At 66.0% G+C, this 13,855-nt stretch carries 14 protein-coding genes; 4 read left to right on the forward strand and 10 right to left on the reverse strand.

Annotated features, from left to right (window positions below; genetic code table 11):
• Positions 1 to 2,772 (forward strand): formate dehydrogenase subunit alpha, encoded by a 2,772-nt coding sequence (gene fdhF, locus E6C72_RS22340; protein ID WP_109085199.1) that lies wholly within the window; start codon positions 1 to 3, stop codon positions 2,770 to 2,772.
• A gap of 72 nt (positions 2,773 to 2,844) precedes the next feature.
• Here fdhF and E6C72_RS22345 read toward each other — a convergent pair whose 3' ends face one another.
• Together E6C72_RS22345 and E6C72_RS22350 are read right to left on the reverse strand one after the other, a co-directional pair.
• Entirely contained in the window at positions 2,845 to 3,288 is a 444-nt protein-coding gene (locus tag E6C72_RS22345) for a dihydroneopterin aldolase (protein ID WP_109085198.1), read from the reverse strand.
• 31 nt (positions 3,289 to 3,319) lie between these two features.
• A complete protein-coding gene (locus E6C72_RS22350; RefSeq protein ID WP_109085197.1) occupies positions 3,320 to 3,778 on the reverse strand; it encodes a DUF3280 domain-containing protein in 459 nt (152 codons plus the stop codon).
• A 111-nt stretch (positions 3,779 to 3,889) separates the two neighbouring features.
• Here E6C72_RS22350 and E6C72_RS22355 point away from each other — a divergent pair, with 111 nt between their 5' ends.
• Positions 3,890 to 4,540, forward strand: a complete 651-nt coding sequence (locus E6C72_RS22355; protein ID WP_247875621.1) for a hypothetical protein — start codon at positions 3,890 to 3,892, stop codon at positions 4,538 to 4,540.
• Positions 4,541 to 4,549: 9 nt separating this feature from the next.
• On the opposite strand, the gene E6C72_RS22360 is transcribed toward E6C72_RS22355, so the two are convergent.
• The 5 genes from E6C72_RS22360 to E6C72_RS22380 all read right to left on the reverse strand — a co-directional run bounded on the left by E6C72_RS22360 (position 4,550) and on the right by E6C72_RS22380 (position 10,384).
• Complete coding sequence (locus E6C72_RS22360) at positions 4,550 to 5,875, reverse strand: quinoprotein dehydrogenase-associated putative ABC transporter substrate-binding protein (protein ID WP_109085196.1); 1,326 nt, start codon at positions 5,873 to 5,875, stop codon at positions 4,550 to 4,552.
• Between the two features lie 7 nt (positions 5,876 to 5,882).
• A complete protein-coding gene (locus E6C72_RS22365; RefSeq protein ID WP_109085195.1) occupies positions 5,883 to 6,446 on the reverse strand; it encodes a c-type cytochrome in 564 nt (187 codons plus the stop codon).
• Positions 6,447 to 6,544: 98 nt separating this feature from the next.
• On the reverse strand, positions 6,545 to 8,383 hold the full coding sequence (locus E6C72_RS22370) for a methanol/ethanol family PQQ-dependent dehydrogenase (RefSeq protein WP_109085194.1): 1,839 nt from the start codon (positions 8,381 to 8,383) through the stop codon (positions 6,545 to 6,547).
• Positions 8,384 to 8,783: 400 nt separating this feature from the next.
• A complete protein-coding gene (locus E6C72_RS22375; RefSeq protein WP_109085193.1) occupies positions 8,784 to 9,599 on the reverse strand; it encodes an ABC transporter permease in 816 nt (271 codons plus the stop codon).
• Positions 9,596 to 10,384: an ABC transporter ATP-binding protein gene (locus tag E6C72_RS22380; RefSeq protein WP_109085192.1), complete on the reverse strand. Its 789-nt coding sequence runs from the start codon at positions 10,382 to 10,384 to the stop codon at positions 9,596 to 9,598. Before E6C72_RS22380 ends, E6C72_RS22375 begins: the two co-directional genes overlap by 4 nt.
• A 288-nt stretch (positions 10,385 to 10,672) precedes the next feature.
• Between E6C72_RS22380 and E6C72_RS22385 the strand changes: the two genes are divergently transcribed.
• Positions 10,673 to 11,581 (forward strand): RimK family alpha-L-glutamate ligase, encoded by a 909-nt coding sequence (locus E6C72_RS22385; protein WP_109085191.1) that lies wholly within the window; start codon positions 10,673 to 10,675, stop codon positions 11,579 to 11,581.
• Positions 11,578 to 12,441 (forward strand): dihydrofolate reductase family protein, encoded by an 864-nt coding sequence (locus E6C72_RS22390; protein ID WP_109085190.1) that lies wholly within the window; start codon positions 11,578 to 11,580, stop codon positions 12,439 to 12,441. Before E6C72_RS22385 ends, E6C72_RS22390 begins: the two co-directional genes overlap by 4 nt.
• On the opposite strand, the gene pqqA is transcribed toward E6C72_RS22390, so the two are convergent.
• The 3 genes from pqqA to E6C72_RS22405 form a co-directional block, all read right to left on the reverse strand.
• A complete protein-coding gene (gene pqqA / locus E6C72_RS32745) occupies positions 12,420 to 12,506 on the reverse strand; it encodes a pyrroloquinoline quinone precursor peptide PqqA (protein WP_371298451.1) in 87 nt (28 codons plus the stop codon). The genes E6C72_RS22390 and pqqA overlap by 22 nt on opposite strands.
• Before the next feature lie 99 nt (positions 12,507 to 12,605).
• A complete protein-coding gene (fae, locus tag E6C72_RS22400) occupies positions 12,606 to 13,133 on the reverse strand; it encodes a formaldehyde-activating enzyme (protein WP_280174727.1) in 528 nt (175 codons plus the stop codon).
• A 304-nt stretch (positions 13,134 to 13,437) separates the two neighbouring features.
• Positions 13,438 to 13,806 (reverse strand): hypothetical protein, encoded by a 369-nt coding sequence (locus E6C72_RS22405; protein ID WP_109085189.1) that lies wholly within the window; start codon positions 13,804 to 13,806, stop codon positions 13,438 to 13,440.
• Positions 13,807 to 13,855: the final 49 nt, after the last annotated feature.

Raw genomic sequence — 13,855 nt, forward strand, 5'->3', positions numbered from 1 at the left:
ATGTCCAACGGCATCAGCTTTACCCTGGACGGCGCGGAAGTCGTCGCACAGCACGGCGAGACCATCTGGCAGGTCGCCACGCGCCTGGGCACCGAGATCCCGCATCTCTGCCACCGGCCGGAGCCGGGATACCGCCCCGATGGCAACTGCCGCGCCTGCATGGTGGAGATCGAGGGGGAGCGCGTGCTCGCCGCCTCCTGCATCCGCAAACCCAAGCCCGGTATGACCGTGCGCACCGCGTCGGAGCGGGCCAAGGCGTCGCGCAAGCTGGTCTTCGAACTGCTGCTCGCCGACCAGCCGGAGCGGGAGAGCGCACACGACCCCAACTCCACCTTCTGGAACTGGGCCGACAAGGTCGAGATCGCCGGCAGCCGCTTCCCCGCCGTGGACCGGCCGACCAAGACCGACGATCGGTCGCATCCGGCGATGGCGGTCCAGCTCGACGCCTGCATCCACTGCAACCTGTGCGTCCGCGCCTGCCGCGAGGTCCAGGTCAACGACGTTATCGGCATGGCGGCGCGCGGGCATCTGGAAAAGATCGTCTTCGATTTCGACGACCCGATGGGCCAGTCCACCTGCGTCGCCTGCGGTGAGTGCGTGCAGGCCTGCCCGACTGGGGCGCTGATGCCGGCAACCCTGGTGGACGAGAAGGGCGTCTACGCCAACGCGCCCGACCGCGAGGTGGACTCGGTCTGCCCCTATTGCGGCGTCGGCTGCCAGCTGACTTACAAGATCAAGGACAACAAGATCGTCGCCGTCGATGGCAAGGACGGCCCGTCGAACCAGAACCGCCTGTGCGTGAAAGGCCGTTTCGGTTTCGATTACGCCCATCACGGCGACCGCCTGACCGTGCCGCTGATCCGCAAGGAGGGCGTGTCGAAGCACGACGTCGACATCGACCCGATGAACCCCTTCACCCATTTCCGCGAAGCGAGCTGGGACGAGGCGCTGGCGGTGGCGGCCGGTGGCCTGCGCAAGATCCGCGACGAGCGTGGCGGCAATGCGCTGGCCGGCTTCGGATCGGCCAAGGGGTCGAACGAGGAGGCCTATCTGTTCCAGAAGCTGGTGCGCACCGGCTTCGGTACCAACAACGTCGACCATTGCACGCGGCTCTGCCACGCCTCGTCGGTGGCTGCCCTGATCGAGGGCGTCGGGTCGGGGGCGGTGTCGGCGCCCTTCATGGCGGCGGAGGATGCCGAGGTCATCGTCATCATTGGCGCCAACCCGACGGAGAACCATCCCGTCGCCGCGACCTTCTTCAAGAATGCGGCGGAGCGCGGGGCCAAGCTGATCGTCATGGATCCGCGCGGCCTCGCCATGGCGCGCCATGCCACGCACATGCTGCAATTCACGCCCGGCCGCGACGTGTCGATGCTGAACGCGATCCTCCATACCATCATCGCGGAGGGGCTCTACGACCGCCAGTATGTCCAGGCCAACACCGAGGATTTCGAGGCGCTGGCCGAGACGGTCAAGGACTATCCGCCGGAGGAGATGGAGAAGGTCTGCGGCATCCCGGCCGCCACCCTGCGCGAGGTGGCGCGGCTGTTCGCCCGGTCCAAGGCGTCGATCATCTTCTGGGGCATGGGCGTGTCGCAGCACATCCACGGCACCGACAACAGCCGCTGCCTGATCGCGCTGTCGCTGATCACCGGTCAGATCGGGCGTCCCGGCACCGGCCTGCACCCGCTACGTGGCCAGAACAATGTCCAGGGCGCCTCCGACGCCGGCCTGATCCCGATGTTCTATCCCGACTACAAGTCGGTCGAGGATCCGAAGGTTCAGTCCTTCTACGAGAATTACTGGGGCACCAAGCTGGACGGCAAGCGTGGCCTGACGGTGGTCGAGATCATGGACGCCATCCATGACAACCGGATCAAGGGCCTCTACATCGAGGGCGAGAACCCGGCGATGTCCGACCCGGACGTGACCCACGCCCGCGAGGCGCTGGCCATGCTCGACCATCTTGTGGTGCAGGACATCTTCCTGACCGAGACGGCGAAATACGCCGACGTGGTTCTGCCGGCCTCGGCATGGCCAGAGAAGGACGGCACCGTCATCAACACCAACCGGCAGGTCCAGATGGGCCGCGCCGCGGTGCCGCTGCCGGGCGAGGCGCGCCAGGATCTGTGGATCATCCAGGACATGGCGCGCGGGCTGGGCCTGAACTGGAACTACAGCCACGTATCGGAGGTGTTCACCGAGATGGTCGGTGCCATGCCGTCGCTCGCCAACATCACCTGGGAGCGGGTGGAGCGCGAAGGCTCCGTCACCTATCCGGTGGACGGACCGGATCAGCCCGGCCACGACATCGTCTTCGGCAACGGTTTCCCGACCAAGTCCGGACGTGGCCGCTTCGTGCCGGCGCGGCCGATCAATCCGGCGGAAACCCCGGACCTCGACTATCCGCTGGTTCTTACCACTGGCCGCCAGTTGGAGCATTGGCACACCGGGTCGATGACCCGGCGGTCCAGCGTCCTGGACGCAGTGGAGCCGGAGGCGGTCGCCTATGTCTCCCCACACGACCTCACCCGCGCCGGAATGAGGACCGGCGACTACATGCTGGTTTCGAGCCGCCGCGGCACCATCCGGCTGAAGGCCCGCATCGACGACCGGATGCCGGTGGGGCTGGTCTTCATCCCCTTCGCCTACGCCGAAGCGGCGGCGAATGTGCTGACCAACCCGCAGCTCGACCCCTTCGGCAAGATCCCGGAGTTCAAATACTGCGCGATCAGGATCGAGAAGGCGCAGATGGCCGAGGCGGCGGAGTAGCGGCGTTAAAACCGGTCCCGCAGGCGGCGGCGCGTGCCGCCGCCTGTGGCCCCACGGCTGGCCTTGCTGCCATCATGACGGTTCCCGTGCGCCGGTCAGCACCACGCCGACGCCGGCCGCCTGCGCAACGATCTCCAGCTTTTCCACCTGCACCCGGGCGAAGACCGCCTGCGGCGGCGAAAGGCACAGACCCAGCAGCTTCTCCGCCAGCACCTCCAACAGCTGGATGTGAGGGCTGCGCGTGAAGGCCTCCACGCCCTGGATCAGGTATTCATAAGAGACCACGGCGTCGAGGTCGTCGAGGAAGGGGCGGTTCGGCACCTCCACCGTGACGGTCAGGCTGACGCGCACACGCTGGGTGCGGGTCTTTTCGTGGTCCCAGACGCCGATGCGGAAATCGCCGACATAGTCGCGCAGCACCAGATCATAGCGGCGCATCAGAGCGGCCGTGCGCGGTGGCGGTGGCCGCAGGACATTCATGATGCTGCTGTAGCCACTTTGAGAGTCGTCCGGCATTTCCTGGCCCTCCCCACCGCCTGCTGCCCGTTTACCGCTTTCCCGGCGCATGCTCCGCCAGCCGATGCTCGACCAGCCAGCCGATGCCGCGCGACCAGGCGGTCGCGGTGTCGCCGCGGATGTCGCCGCGGGCGGTCGTCACCACTTGGCCGGTGCCGACATCCTCGACCACCACGCCGATCCACAGGATCAGGCTGCTGATCTTGCGGACGATGCCGAAGACGACCAGATCGGCCCCGGCAGCTTGGGCGATGCCGCGCTCGCAGCCATTGCAGGACCGGATCACCGTCCCCGGCCTCACCAGCCCTGCGGTGGCCGCGTCTCCGATCACGTCATACCCCTTGGCATCCAGGGCGCGACGCAACTCCGCACTGATCCGCTTCAGCCGCTCCGCATGCTCCGCCGACGGAGGCTCGCCGCTGCTGTCCTCCAGTTCCAGATCCAGGACCAGCGTCCGGGCCGACGCGGGCACCGCTGGGAGGGCTGCCATCACAGCGATGATAGCGGCTCCGGTCCACCTCCCCGCATGATCCATCGGGCTTCTCCTTTTGCGCAGCGGTTGCGATTGCGCAGAATTGTTGGCAAGGCCATCATTCTTGGCATGCAACGACAATCCTCCGCCATCGGACCCGCCTTCGCCGCCGTCTTGCCCGCCGTCTTGGCTGCGGCTGTGTCCATCGGGCTTCCTGCAGCCGCTGATGCGCAGGACCCGAAGAATCCCGACTGGCCCTGCCAGCAGATCCTGGTCCCGACCCTGTCGCCGGCCTCCGTCTGGGACGGCCCGTCGATCGATAGGCTGGGGGACGAATGGCAGCGCGACCCGGCGGTCGCCACCCTGGTCCGGCAGGCGACCGACGACAGCGTCGACCCCGCCACACTGGAACAGCAGGCCGAGGCGCTGGCCGGTCCGGCCAAGGAAGGTGCGGAGCAGGAGCGCGACCGCAAACTGGCCCAGGTATTCGCCGGGACCTTCCAGACCCTGGACCGCCAGCGCACCGCCGCCATCGCCTCCATTGAACGCTACGCCAAGCACCAGCGTGCCTTGCGCGACCGCATCGCCGCCGCTTTGCGCGATCTCGATGCGGCATCGGGCGATCCGGCCCGCGCAAAGGAGATCAAGGACGCCATCGCCTGGGACCGCCGAATCCTCGATGACCGCCGCCGGTCGCAGACCGCGGTGTGCGAGCAGCCGGCCCGGATCGAGCAGCGGCTGGGCCAGATCGCCCGGATGCTGTCGGCGCTGCTGTCCTGAGCGGGGCAATCAGTTCGCCACCTTCGATGGAAGACTGGGTTCCGGTTCCACCGTGACCAGCTCGTGCCCAGCGGCCGTCCAGCCTTCGGTGCCGGCCGGGAACCATTTGACGGTCTGATAGCCGAGCGAGAGCGCGCGCTTGGCGGCGTTCCAGCTCATCCAGCAATCGGGCTGGCAGAACACCACCAGCGGGTGCTTGCGGTCGCCACCGGTCAACGCCTCCAGGCTGGTGCGGAAATAGGCTTCCTGTTCGGCCGATGGGGCGCCATAGCCGACATTCGGCAGCCAATGCGCACCGGGAAGGCTGCGATGCCGCGGCGGCACCCACCGGCTCTCCGCCGTCAGCCCCTCCGGTTTAGGTGGTGTCGGCAGCACGTCGATCAGTAGGGCGCCGGCTTTCGTCAGCCGCTCCACCTCCGCCGGTCCCACCGTTTCGGCCCCGCGCAGGCCGGTCGGCGTGGGAGACCGGTAATCGGCCATGCGAAAGCCGTCCGGCTCCGTCACCTCTGCCCGGATGCTCCCGTCGTCTTTGACGAGTGGGACGTGGTATTCGGCGAGGATGCGGTCGATGTCGCCCTGACGGCGGACGATGAAGTCGTTCAGCCAATGCCGCCAGTCGGGCTCGTCCGGGCGGATCCCCATGGAGATCATATATTGGAAGTGCGAAGCTCCCGGCTCGTCCATCAGCGGCACGACCACCAGCGGCACCTGCTGCCGAAGGGCGAAGTAGCCGGCAATCGGCCCCCAGACGATGGCCGCATCGGTGCGCGCCGCGGCAACGTCCTCCACCGCCTGCTGAGCTGGATGGTGGGCACGGGTGTCGGTGTCGAGCTGGTAGGGTTCGAGGTTGGTCAGCCCGTGGTGCAGCATCACCGCGGATGGCGGGGTGCGGGCGACGACGCCGATGCGGGCGCCTTGCAGCGACGGATCGGCCAGACTCTTCGCGGTGATCCCGGAATCCTTCCGGTAGATCAACGCATAGGTCGAGCGGTAATAGGGGTTGGTGTTCTGCATCAGCTCTTCGCCGACCGCCGTCCCCATCACCAGATCGCATTGCCGGGTGCGCAACGTATTGCGGACGAAGCCGATGGTCTGTGGCCACCATGTGAAGGTCAGTGGCACCTTCAGATCGTCGGCGATCAGCTGGGCGATCCTGTTCTCGAACCCTTCGCCGCGGTCGTTGGAAAAGGGAAGCAGGTTGGCATCGGCGCAGACGCGCAGCACGTCGGTCGGGATGCCCTCTGCCGCGCCGGCAGACTGGCCGAAGGATGCCGCCGCGCAGAGCGCGACGGCCAGCAGCAGGGCACGTCTGGAAAAGCGGGGCCGGCGGATCATGCCATGCTCACGACGGCGTCTTGAACCGTTCGGGCCGGCCGCGGCCGATCTTGTCATCCGACCGCGCCTTCAGATAGCGGTAGATGTCGGCGAGGTTCAGCATCACGTTGGGATCGGACCCGAAGGTCGGCATCACCTTGTCGCCGGTCGCACCCATATTCTTGCGGCCATTGGTCACCACGTCGGTGAACTGCCAATAATCCATCCGCTTCAGCGAATCGGCCAGTGCCGGCGCGAAGGAGGAACCGAGCCCGTCCGGTCCGTGGCAGACATGGCAGGACGAGGCGTAGCGCCGATAGCCGTTGTAGGTTCCCTGGTCCACCTTGCCGTCCCGTACCGTGTAGAGCGGCACGCCCTGGTCGTCTACCAACTCCTCCGGGTCGGCAGCCTTAGCTTCCTGTGGTGCGTCTGTACCGCTTGGCGGTTGGGCCGCCGTGTTTTGGGTCTGGTTCGGTGGTGTCTGGTTTTGGGCCGGCTTCTGTGCGGCATCCTGCTGGCCGAATGCGGTGCCGAGGGTCACGGTTGCGGTGAACCCCACGGCGACGCACAGCCCGGTCAGGTATCTGGGCATCTTGCTCTGTCTCCCCACTGCCTTTATGCGTAGGCGCCATCAGCTTGGATGAGGGCGGGCGACGGCTCCCCTTTGGGGAACCGGCGCCCGTTCGTGCGTTATTGGTTGTCCGGCAGCGCGAAGACGGTCAGCGTCCCGCCCAGCTGGGTGTATTCGCCGAGCGCCTTGTGCGCGCCGACCGCACCCAGACCTTCCTGCTCGCCGGTCAGCCCGGCGGCCAGCCCGATGCCGGCCCAGCCGCCGACACCCGACAGCACGGCGATGTACTGCTTGCCCTTGTGCATGTAGGTGTTGACGTTGCCGATGATCCCGGACGAGGTCTTGAAGTTGTAGAGATCCTTGCCGTCCTTCAGGTCGAACGCCTTCAGATAGCCTTCCAGCGTGCCGTAGAAGCCGACGCCGCCCTTGGTGGACAGGGCACCGCTCCACACCGCGAAGCGCTCCGGCTTCGACCAGACGATCTTGCCGGCGGCCGGATCCCAGGCGATGAAGTTGCCCATGCCGCCATGCGAATCCGGTGCCGGATACATGCTGAGCGTCGCGCCGACATAGGGCTGACCGGCTGAATACTCCACCTTGAACGGCTCGTAATCCATGCAGATGTGGTTGGTCGGCACATAGAGCAGACCGCTGTCCGGCGAATAGGTGGCGGGCTGCTGGTCCTTCGACCCCAGGGCCGCCGGGCAGACGCCGGTGGTGTTGTGGTCCTCGCCCTGGGCGAAGGTGCTGTACTTGTCGTTCACCTTCGGCCGGCCGGTCTTCATGTCGATCTCGCTCGCCCAGTTGACGGACGGATCGTATTTCTGCGCGACCAGCAATTCGCCGTTGGTGCGGTCGATGGTGTAGGCGAAGCCGTTGCGGTCGAAGTTGATCAGCGCCTTGCGCTTGGTGCCGCCGACCGTGACGTCGGCCAGGATGTTCTCGTTGACGCCGTCATAGTCCCATTCATCGAAGGGTGTCTTCTGGAATACCCATTTCGCTTGTCCGGTATCGGCATCGCGGGCGAAGATGGTCATCGACCACTTGTTGTCGCTCTTGGCCCGGTCCTTGTCGACCGCGCGCTGCGCCGGGTTCCAGGTGCCCGGATTGCCGGTGCCGTAATAGATCAGGTTCAGTTCGGGATCGTAGGTGTACCAGCCCCAGGTGGTGCCGCCGCCGATCTTCCACTGGTCCGCCGGCCAAGTCTTGATTCCCAGGTCGGGTTCGCCGATCGGCTTGCCGAGCATCATCGTCTTCTGCGGGTCGATCATCACGTCCTTGTCGGGACCGGTCGAAAAGGCCCGCCACACCATCTTGCCGCTGTTGATGTCATAGGCGGTCAAATGGCCACGCACGCCGAACTCGCCGCCGCTGATGCCGACATAGACCTTGTCCTTCACCACAAGCGGGGCGGCGGTCAACGTCTCGCCCTTGCTGGCGTCGCCGTTCTTGGCCGACCACAGAACCTTGCCGGTTTCGGTGTCCAGCGCCACCAGCGTGTTGTCAGCCTGCCCGAGGAACAGCTTGTTACCGGCCACCGCGACGCCGCGGGTGACGGTGTCGCAGCACATCACGGGGATGACGGAGGAATCCTGCCGCGGTTCGTACTTCCACTTGATGCGGCCGTTGTCGTTGAGGTCGAGCGCATAGACGTTGTTGGGGAAGGGTGTCGAGATGTACATCGTGTCGCCGACCACGATCGGACCGCCTTCGTGGCCGCGCAGCACGCCGGTGGAGAACTGCCACACCGGCCGCAGGTTCTTCACGTTGTCGCGGGAGATCTGGTCGAGTGTGCTGTAACGCTGGCCGGCATAATTTCCGAGCTGCAGTGCCCAGTTTGCCGGGTCCTTCTGGTTCTTCATGATGTCGTCATTGGCGAATGCGCCAGTGACGCCAGCTGTGACGGTGGCCGCCTGGATCGCGGCGGTGACGAGCAGACAGCGCACAAAGGGGTTCATGTATTTCCTCCCGTTTTTTGGCGGTGGTCCGTGGTCCCAGAGACTTGTGCGGCGGCAGGCGGCGTGCGGTCTTCAGAGAGGGCGTTCTCCCTAGAGGATGGACGCGTGACGTCGACCGGGGAGACGTCGGGCGGATCGGTCGCCGGCGCTCCGATTTCGAACTGCTATGGCATCGCTGGCGTGCCGGTCCTGAATGCCGGGGCACGGCACTTGGCGGGGTTCTAAACAGCCCCGCACTCTGTTGGTGACGCTGATATTCAGTCTGCTCAAATAAATATAGGCTGTGAAGATTATTTTCCGCCGCGGTTCGAAAGTTTTCGAAAGAGGCGGAATAACGGGTGAAAAGAAGACAATGAAGTAATTCAAAAGAGTTCAACCGGCGGAGCTGCCGATGCGAACGTCAGGCCTGTTCGGCCGGACCGCCCCGCCGCGCCCAGAATCCACGCCCCGGATCGTAGGCCAGAACCGCCGCACCGAGGAAAAGGGCGAGACAGCCGGTCACCCACAGCAGGGCGGTGATGTCGACTCGGAGATACAGGCTGAAGCGAATCAGCTCCACCGCCTGGGTGAAGGGGTTCAAGGTGGCGATCTGGTAAAGCGTCGGGCTGCCCTCCCGGATCCGCCAGAGCGGATAGAGGGCGGAGGAGGCGAAGAACATCGGGAAGATCACGAAGTTCATCACTCCGGCAAAATTCTCCAGCTGCTTGACGAAGGACGAGAGCAGCAAGCCGAGCGCCCCCAGCATCAGCCCGCTGAGCAGCAGCGCCGGCAGCACGGCCAGATAGCCAAGCGGCGGCGGCTCCACCCCCCACAGCCATGCGATGCCGAGGAACACATAGACCTGGGCGATCGACACCGCCACACCCGCCAGCAGCTTGGCGACGAGCAGGTACCAGCGTGGCAGCGGGCTGACCAGCAGCGTCCGCATGCTGCCCATCTCGCGATCGTAGACCATCGACAGCGAGTTCTGCATGCCGTTGAACAGCTGGATCATCGCGACCAGCCCCGGAACCACATACTCGTCATAAAGGATGTAGGTGTCGTAAGGTGGGATGATTGACACGCCCAGTACGGCCCGGAAGCCGACGGCGAAGATAGCCAGCCAGACCAGCGGCCGGACCAGTGCGGCGAAGAAGCGCTCGCGCTGGTGCAGGAAGCGCAGGCCTTCGCGGACGATGATGCTGCGCAGGCAGTACCAGTAGGTGGCGGCGCTCATGGCCGGCGCTCCCCTGTCGTCAAGGCGGCGAAGGCGGCGGGCAGGGCGGACGTTCCGGCTTCGGCGCAGATCGCCCGGACGCTGCCGGACGCGCGCAGCCGGCCCTGGTGCAGGACTACGACGGAATCCTCGTCATTCGCCTCGTCCATCAGGTGGGTGGCCCACAGGACCGCCAGCCCCTGCTCACGGCAGAGCGCGCGGACATGGCCCAGGATGTGGCGGCGCGACTCCGCGTCCAGCCCGACCGTTGGTTCGTCGAGCAGCAGCAGGCTCGGCCGGTGCAGCAGGGCGCGGGCGATTTCCACCCGCCGCCGTTGGCCGCCGGACAGGGCGCGGAGCTTGCCGTCTGCGCGGTCGGCAAGTCCGATGCGTGCCAGTTCCTCCCGCGCGCGGGCTGCACAGTCGGACGGCGCCATGCCGTGCAAACCGCCATGGTAGTGCAGGTTCTGCCGGACGGAGAGGTCGAGGTCGAGCGTCGGCTGCTGGAACACCACGCCGATCCGTTCAAGTGCGCGGGTGGGCTGGCGCCGCAGGTCGAAGCCGAAGATGCGGATGGAGCCGGTCCGGTTGGAATAGAGCCGGGTGATCAGCGAGAACAGCGTGGTCTTTCCCGCCCCGTTCAGGCCCAGCAGCATGGTGAAGCCGCCCGGCACCACGGCGAAGGACACGCGGTCCAATGCCACACGCTTGCCGAAGCTGTGGCTTAGATCCTCCACCGCCAGGGCGGGGGGACCGTGATTCGCGGGAATAGGCGGAGGCTCCGCAGAAATCGCGGCTTCGTACATCCTGTCTTCCCCCCCAGGACACACCCTGTTCGGCGCCGGGATGAAATCCGGCGCGTGGCGGTCGCCGTTGTTCGGAGGCCCTGCTTCGGAAGGGTGATTGCAAAGCGGGCGTCCGCGCATGATTGTTGGTATCGCAAGCGATTGTTCAAGATGCTTTTCCGAGGGGTGGAGCTTGATCACGACGGCGGTCCCGGAATGCGTCGTCGTTGCACTGTCGGTACGGGCGCTGGCTTCGCGCGGCTTGCGTGCGCGGGAGTTGCATCGTCGCCATGCGATGGAGGCGGCGGCATGAGTGGCGCTGTCGCCTTGTTCACCGATGGAGCCGACTGGCACGCGGCGCGGCTGGAGCGCGCGATCACCCGCCGCGGCGTCGAATGCCGCCGCGTCTCGCTGAACGCCTGCGGCTTCGCCGTCGGACGGACGCGGACGGGGCTTCTGCTGCCGGGCTTCGGCGACAATTTGCCGTCCGGCGGCTTCGTGCGCGTGGTCGGGCCGGGCAGCTTCGAACAGGTGACGCTACGCCTTGGGGTGCTCCATGCGCTCGACCGGCTGGGCGTCCCCGTCTACAACACCGCCCGCGCCATCGAGCGTTGCGTGGACAAGAGCACCACCAGCTTCCTATTGGGCCAGGCCGGCCTGCCGGCGCCGTCCTCTGTTGCCGTCCAGTCCGCCGAGATGGCGCGCGCCTTGGTTGGGGAGGTGCCCGACTGCGTGCTGAAGCCGCTGTTCGGCGCCCAGGGGTGCGGCCTGCGCCGCCTGTCCCATCCGGAAGACGTGCCGGAGGCGGAAGCCGTCGCCGGCGTCTATTACCTGCAACCCTTCGTGCCGCCGCTCCGGGTGGGCGAATGGCGCGATTGCCGAGTCTTCGTCGTCGGAGGACGCGCGGTCGCTTCCATGATCCGCCATGGCCGCGGCTGGATCACCAATGTCCGTCAAGGCGCCCGCTGCGAGGCTCTGGCGCCGGAAGGAGTCATCGCCGATCTGGCGGTGCGCGCGGCAGCCGCCGTCGGGGCCGATTATGCCGGTGTCGATCTGATCGCGGACCCCGAGGCGCAGGGCCGCTGGCTGGTTCTGGAGGTCAATTCGATGCCGGCATGGCAGGGGCTGCAATCCGTCAGCAAGGTCGACATTGCCGATGCGCTGGCTGCCGATTTCCTGCGCCGGGTCGCTGCCGCATCATTCGAGGGATCGCGATGACCGGCCGCATGCTCCGCCTCTATCCCGGCACACCGGAGGAGGTGGCGCTTCTCGGCGCTTATCTCGCCCACTGCCTGCATGAACGCGGGAGCGCCAACGCGCCCTTCGTCTATGCCAGCTTCGTCAGCAGTCTGGACGGCCGCATCGCTCTGCGCGACCCCGCCAGCGACGAGAGCCGGCTGCCAGCGGGGCTGGTCAGCGGCAACGACTTCCGGCTGTTCCTCGAACTCCAGGCCCAGGCGGACTGTCTGGTTACCCATGGCGGCTACCTGCGTGACCTCGCGGCCGGACGGCTGGACGACGTATTGCAGGTCGGCACCCAGGACGTCGCGCGGGAGCTTGCGCAGTGGCGGGCCGACAATGGGCTGCCATCCCAGCCGGCTATCGTCATTGCCAGCGCCAGCCTGGATTTCCCGATGCCGGACTCGCCTGCAAGCAATGGTCAGCGGGTTGTCATCGCCACCGGGGCCGAAGCTCCGGCCGACCAGGTCGCGTATTGGCGTTCCGCCGGCTACGAGGTTCTGGTTGCCGGTAACGGCGTGTCAGTCGATGGTGGCCTGCTGGGCCGCCAACTGGGCGGCATGGGATTTCGCAGCATCTATCTGCTGACCGGGCCGCGCATGCTCGATACCATGCTGCGGGATGGCATGCTCTCGCGGCCCTACCTCACCATCGCGCATCGTCTGCTTGGTGGGGAAAGTTTCCACAGCATGCTGTCGGGCTCGGAATTGGGCGATGCGGGCCGGCTGCGGCTGTGCGCGCTGCATTACGATTGCAGCGCGCCGGATGGCACGGGGCAGTTCTTCGCTCATTTCGAGCCGCAGCCGGCCTTTGCCGGTTACAAGCCAGCGCAGGCGTAAGCGTTGATTTCCGTGCCGACCAGGATTTCGACGATCGTCGGCTTGCGCCAAGTCTTCATCTCCATATCCTCCGTTGAGATGGGTGATTAGGGAATAAAGCGGTGCGGTGGCGCACCCCTGTGACGGAAATCCGCCATGGGGCAAGGCGCCACCGGCACCAGGGATCAGGCAGCGAAGGGATGCTTGGCCGAATCCTTCTGGTTCTGCAGATCCTTGAGGGTCGGATAGCCGGATACCGCGCGTTCGATCGCCTCTTTGGTGGCGCGGTAGTTGTAATCCTGGATCTTGGCGTTGTCCTTGGCTTCCCAATGGATGAAGACGCCGACGCAGATGAAGATGTTGTCGATCTCATCCTGCGGGATGGTACCGGCGGCGACGCAGTCGGCGACCGCCTTGGCGACGCCATGCTGGGCCGGGCCGAACATTTGCACCGCCTGTTCCGCCCCCTTGATGGTCACCTTGTTGAACAGGATCGTGGAGGGCTTGCATTGCAGGTTGGGGGCGATGACTGCCAGCAGGCTGGTGAAGCCGTCCTTGTTGTTGGTCAGCGCATTGCAGAAGGCGGTCTCCGCCGCGCTGCCGCGTGGTCCCATGATCAGGTCGATGTGGGCGACCTCGTTGCCGTCGCCGACCAGAGATTCGCCCACCAGCACGCGATTGATTTTCGGGGATGACCCCTGCCACATGCCCATCGCCGCTTTCTCCCATGGATTTTGAAATCATTGGAGGACCGTCGCGGTCATGCGGGCAGGTCGATCCAGCATGATTGATGGCCGGACAAGCTGCGGCCACGGCGTCGGTCACGGCCGGCATTATGGCATCTTGTTTGTTTTGCCAACAAACCCTCAAAAGAGAGCCGGAGTAACTTGAAATCGTAGCCGCCGCATTTCAGCTGTCCAGTGCAAAACTGGGATGGCTCGGCCTTTCGGACGATCCTACTCCATCTTCGGGAGGGCGGCGGTCGCGAGGCCGTCACGACGCCGGAGCCGGTCCTGGCTACTGGTTGTCTTGCTTGCCGCTCGATTGGCCCGAGCCGCCCTGGGTGACCGGGAAGCCGCCGATGACGCCCTGCCTTTCCTGTTGCAGCGAGCCACTTGGCAATTGCCCCGTCGGGGGGGAGGTGCCGTCGGTGGAGGAGCCGGCGCTGCCCTGGGTGACCGGAGCGCCGCCGATGGCGCCCTGGCGCTTGCCGGACAGCGAGTCGGGCGGCAGTTGTCCGGTGGTCCCGGCCGGGGCATTCTGTGTGCTTGTGGAACTGTCTGTGGCGTTGCCGCTAGATTGCGCCGAAGCCGGTAGCGCAGCAAACGCAAGGCCCGCGGCCAGCGCGAGGCCCGTCAGGGGCAGGGTCGTGAAGCGTTTCATCATGTGTCTCCGGGGATGGACAATCCTGGCGACGCGGATCAGGACAGTCCTG

Origin of the sequence: Azospirillum sp. TSH100, assembly GCF_004923295.1 — a bacterium.
Lineage (GTDB): Bacteria > Pseudomonadota > Alphaproteobacteria > Azospirillales > Azospirillaceae > Azospirillum.

Excerpts from the sequence above, each read along its gene's own strand:
- fdhF (WP_109085199.1), top strand. The coding sequence starts at position 1 with ATGTCCAACGGCATCAGCTTTACCCTGGACGGCGCGGAAGTCGTCGCA.
- E6C72_RS22345 (WP_109085198.1), bottom strand. The coding sequence starts at position 3,288 with ATGCCGGACGACTCTCAAAGTGGCTACAGCAGCATCATGAATGTCCTG.
- E6C72_RS22350 (WP_109085197.1), bottom strand. The coding sequence starts at position 3,778 with ATGGCAGCCCTCCCAGCGGTGCCCGCGTCGGCCCGGACGCTGGTCCTG.
- E6C72_RS22355 (WP_247875621.1), top strand. The coding sequence starts at position 3,890 with ATGCAACGACAATCCTCCGCCATCGGACCCGCCTTCGCCGCCGTCTTG.
- E6C72_RS22360 (WP_109085196.1), bottom strand. The coding sequence starts at position 5,875 with ATGATCCGCCGGCCCCGCTTTTCCAGACGTGCCCTGCTGCTGGCCGTC.
- E6C72_RS22365 (WP_109085195.1), bottom strand. The coding sequence starts at position 6,446 with ATGCCCAGATACCTGACCGGGCTGTGCGTCGCCGTGGGGTTCACCGCA.
- E6C72_RS22370 (WP_109085194.1), bottom strand. The coding sequence starts at position 8,383 with ATGAACCCCTTTGTGCGCTGTCTGCTCGTCACCGCCGCGATCCAGGCG.
- E6C72_RS22375 (WP_109085193.1), bottom strand. The coding sequence starts at position 9,599 with ATGAGCGCCGCCACCTACTGGTACTGCCTGCGCAGCATCATCGTCCGC.
- E6C72_RS22380 (WP_109085192.1), bottom strand. The coding sequence starts at position 10,384 with ATGTACGAAGCCGCGATTTCTGCGGAGCCTCCGCCTATTCCCGCGAAT.
- E6C72_RS22385 (WP_109085191.1), top strand. The coding sequence starts at position 10,673 with ATGAGTGGCGCTGTCGCCTTGTTCACCGATGGAGCCGACTGGCACGCG.
- E6C72_RS22390 (WP_109085190.1), top strand. The coding sequence starts at position 11,578 with ATGACCGGCCGCATGCTCCGCCTCTATCCCGGCACACCGGAGGAGGTG.
- pqqA (WP_371298451.1), bottom strand. The coding sequence starts at position 12,506 with ATGGAGATGAAGACTTGGCGCAAGCCGACGATCGTCGAAATCCTGGTC.
- fae (WP_280174727.1), bottom strand. The coding sequence starts at position 13,133 with ATGGGCATGTGGCAGGGGTCATCCCCGAAAATCAATCGCGTGCTGGTG.
- E6C72_RS22405 (WP_109085189.1), bottom strand. The coding sequence starts at position 13,806 with ATGATGAAACGCTTCACGACCCTGCCCCTGACGGGCCTCGCGCTGGCC.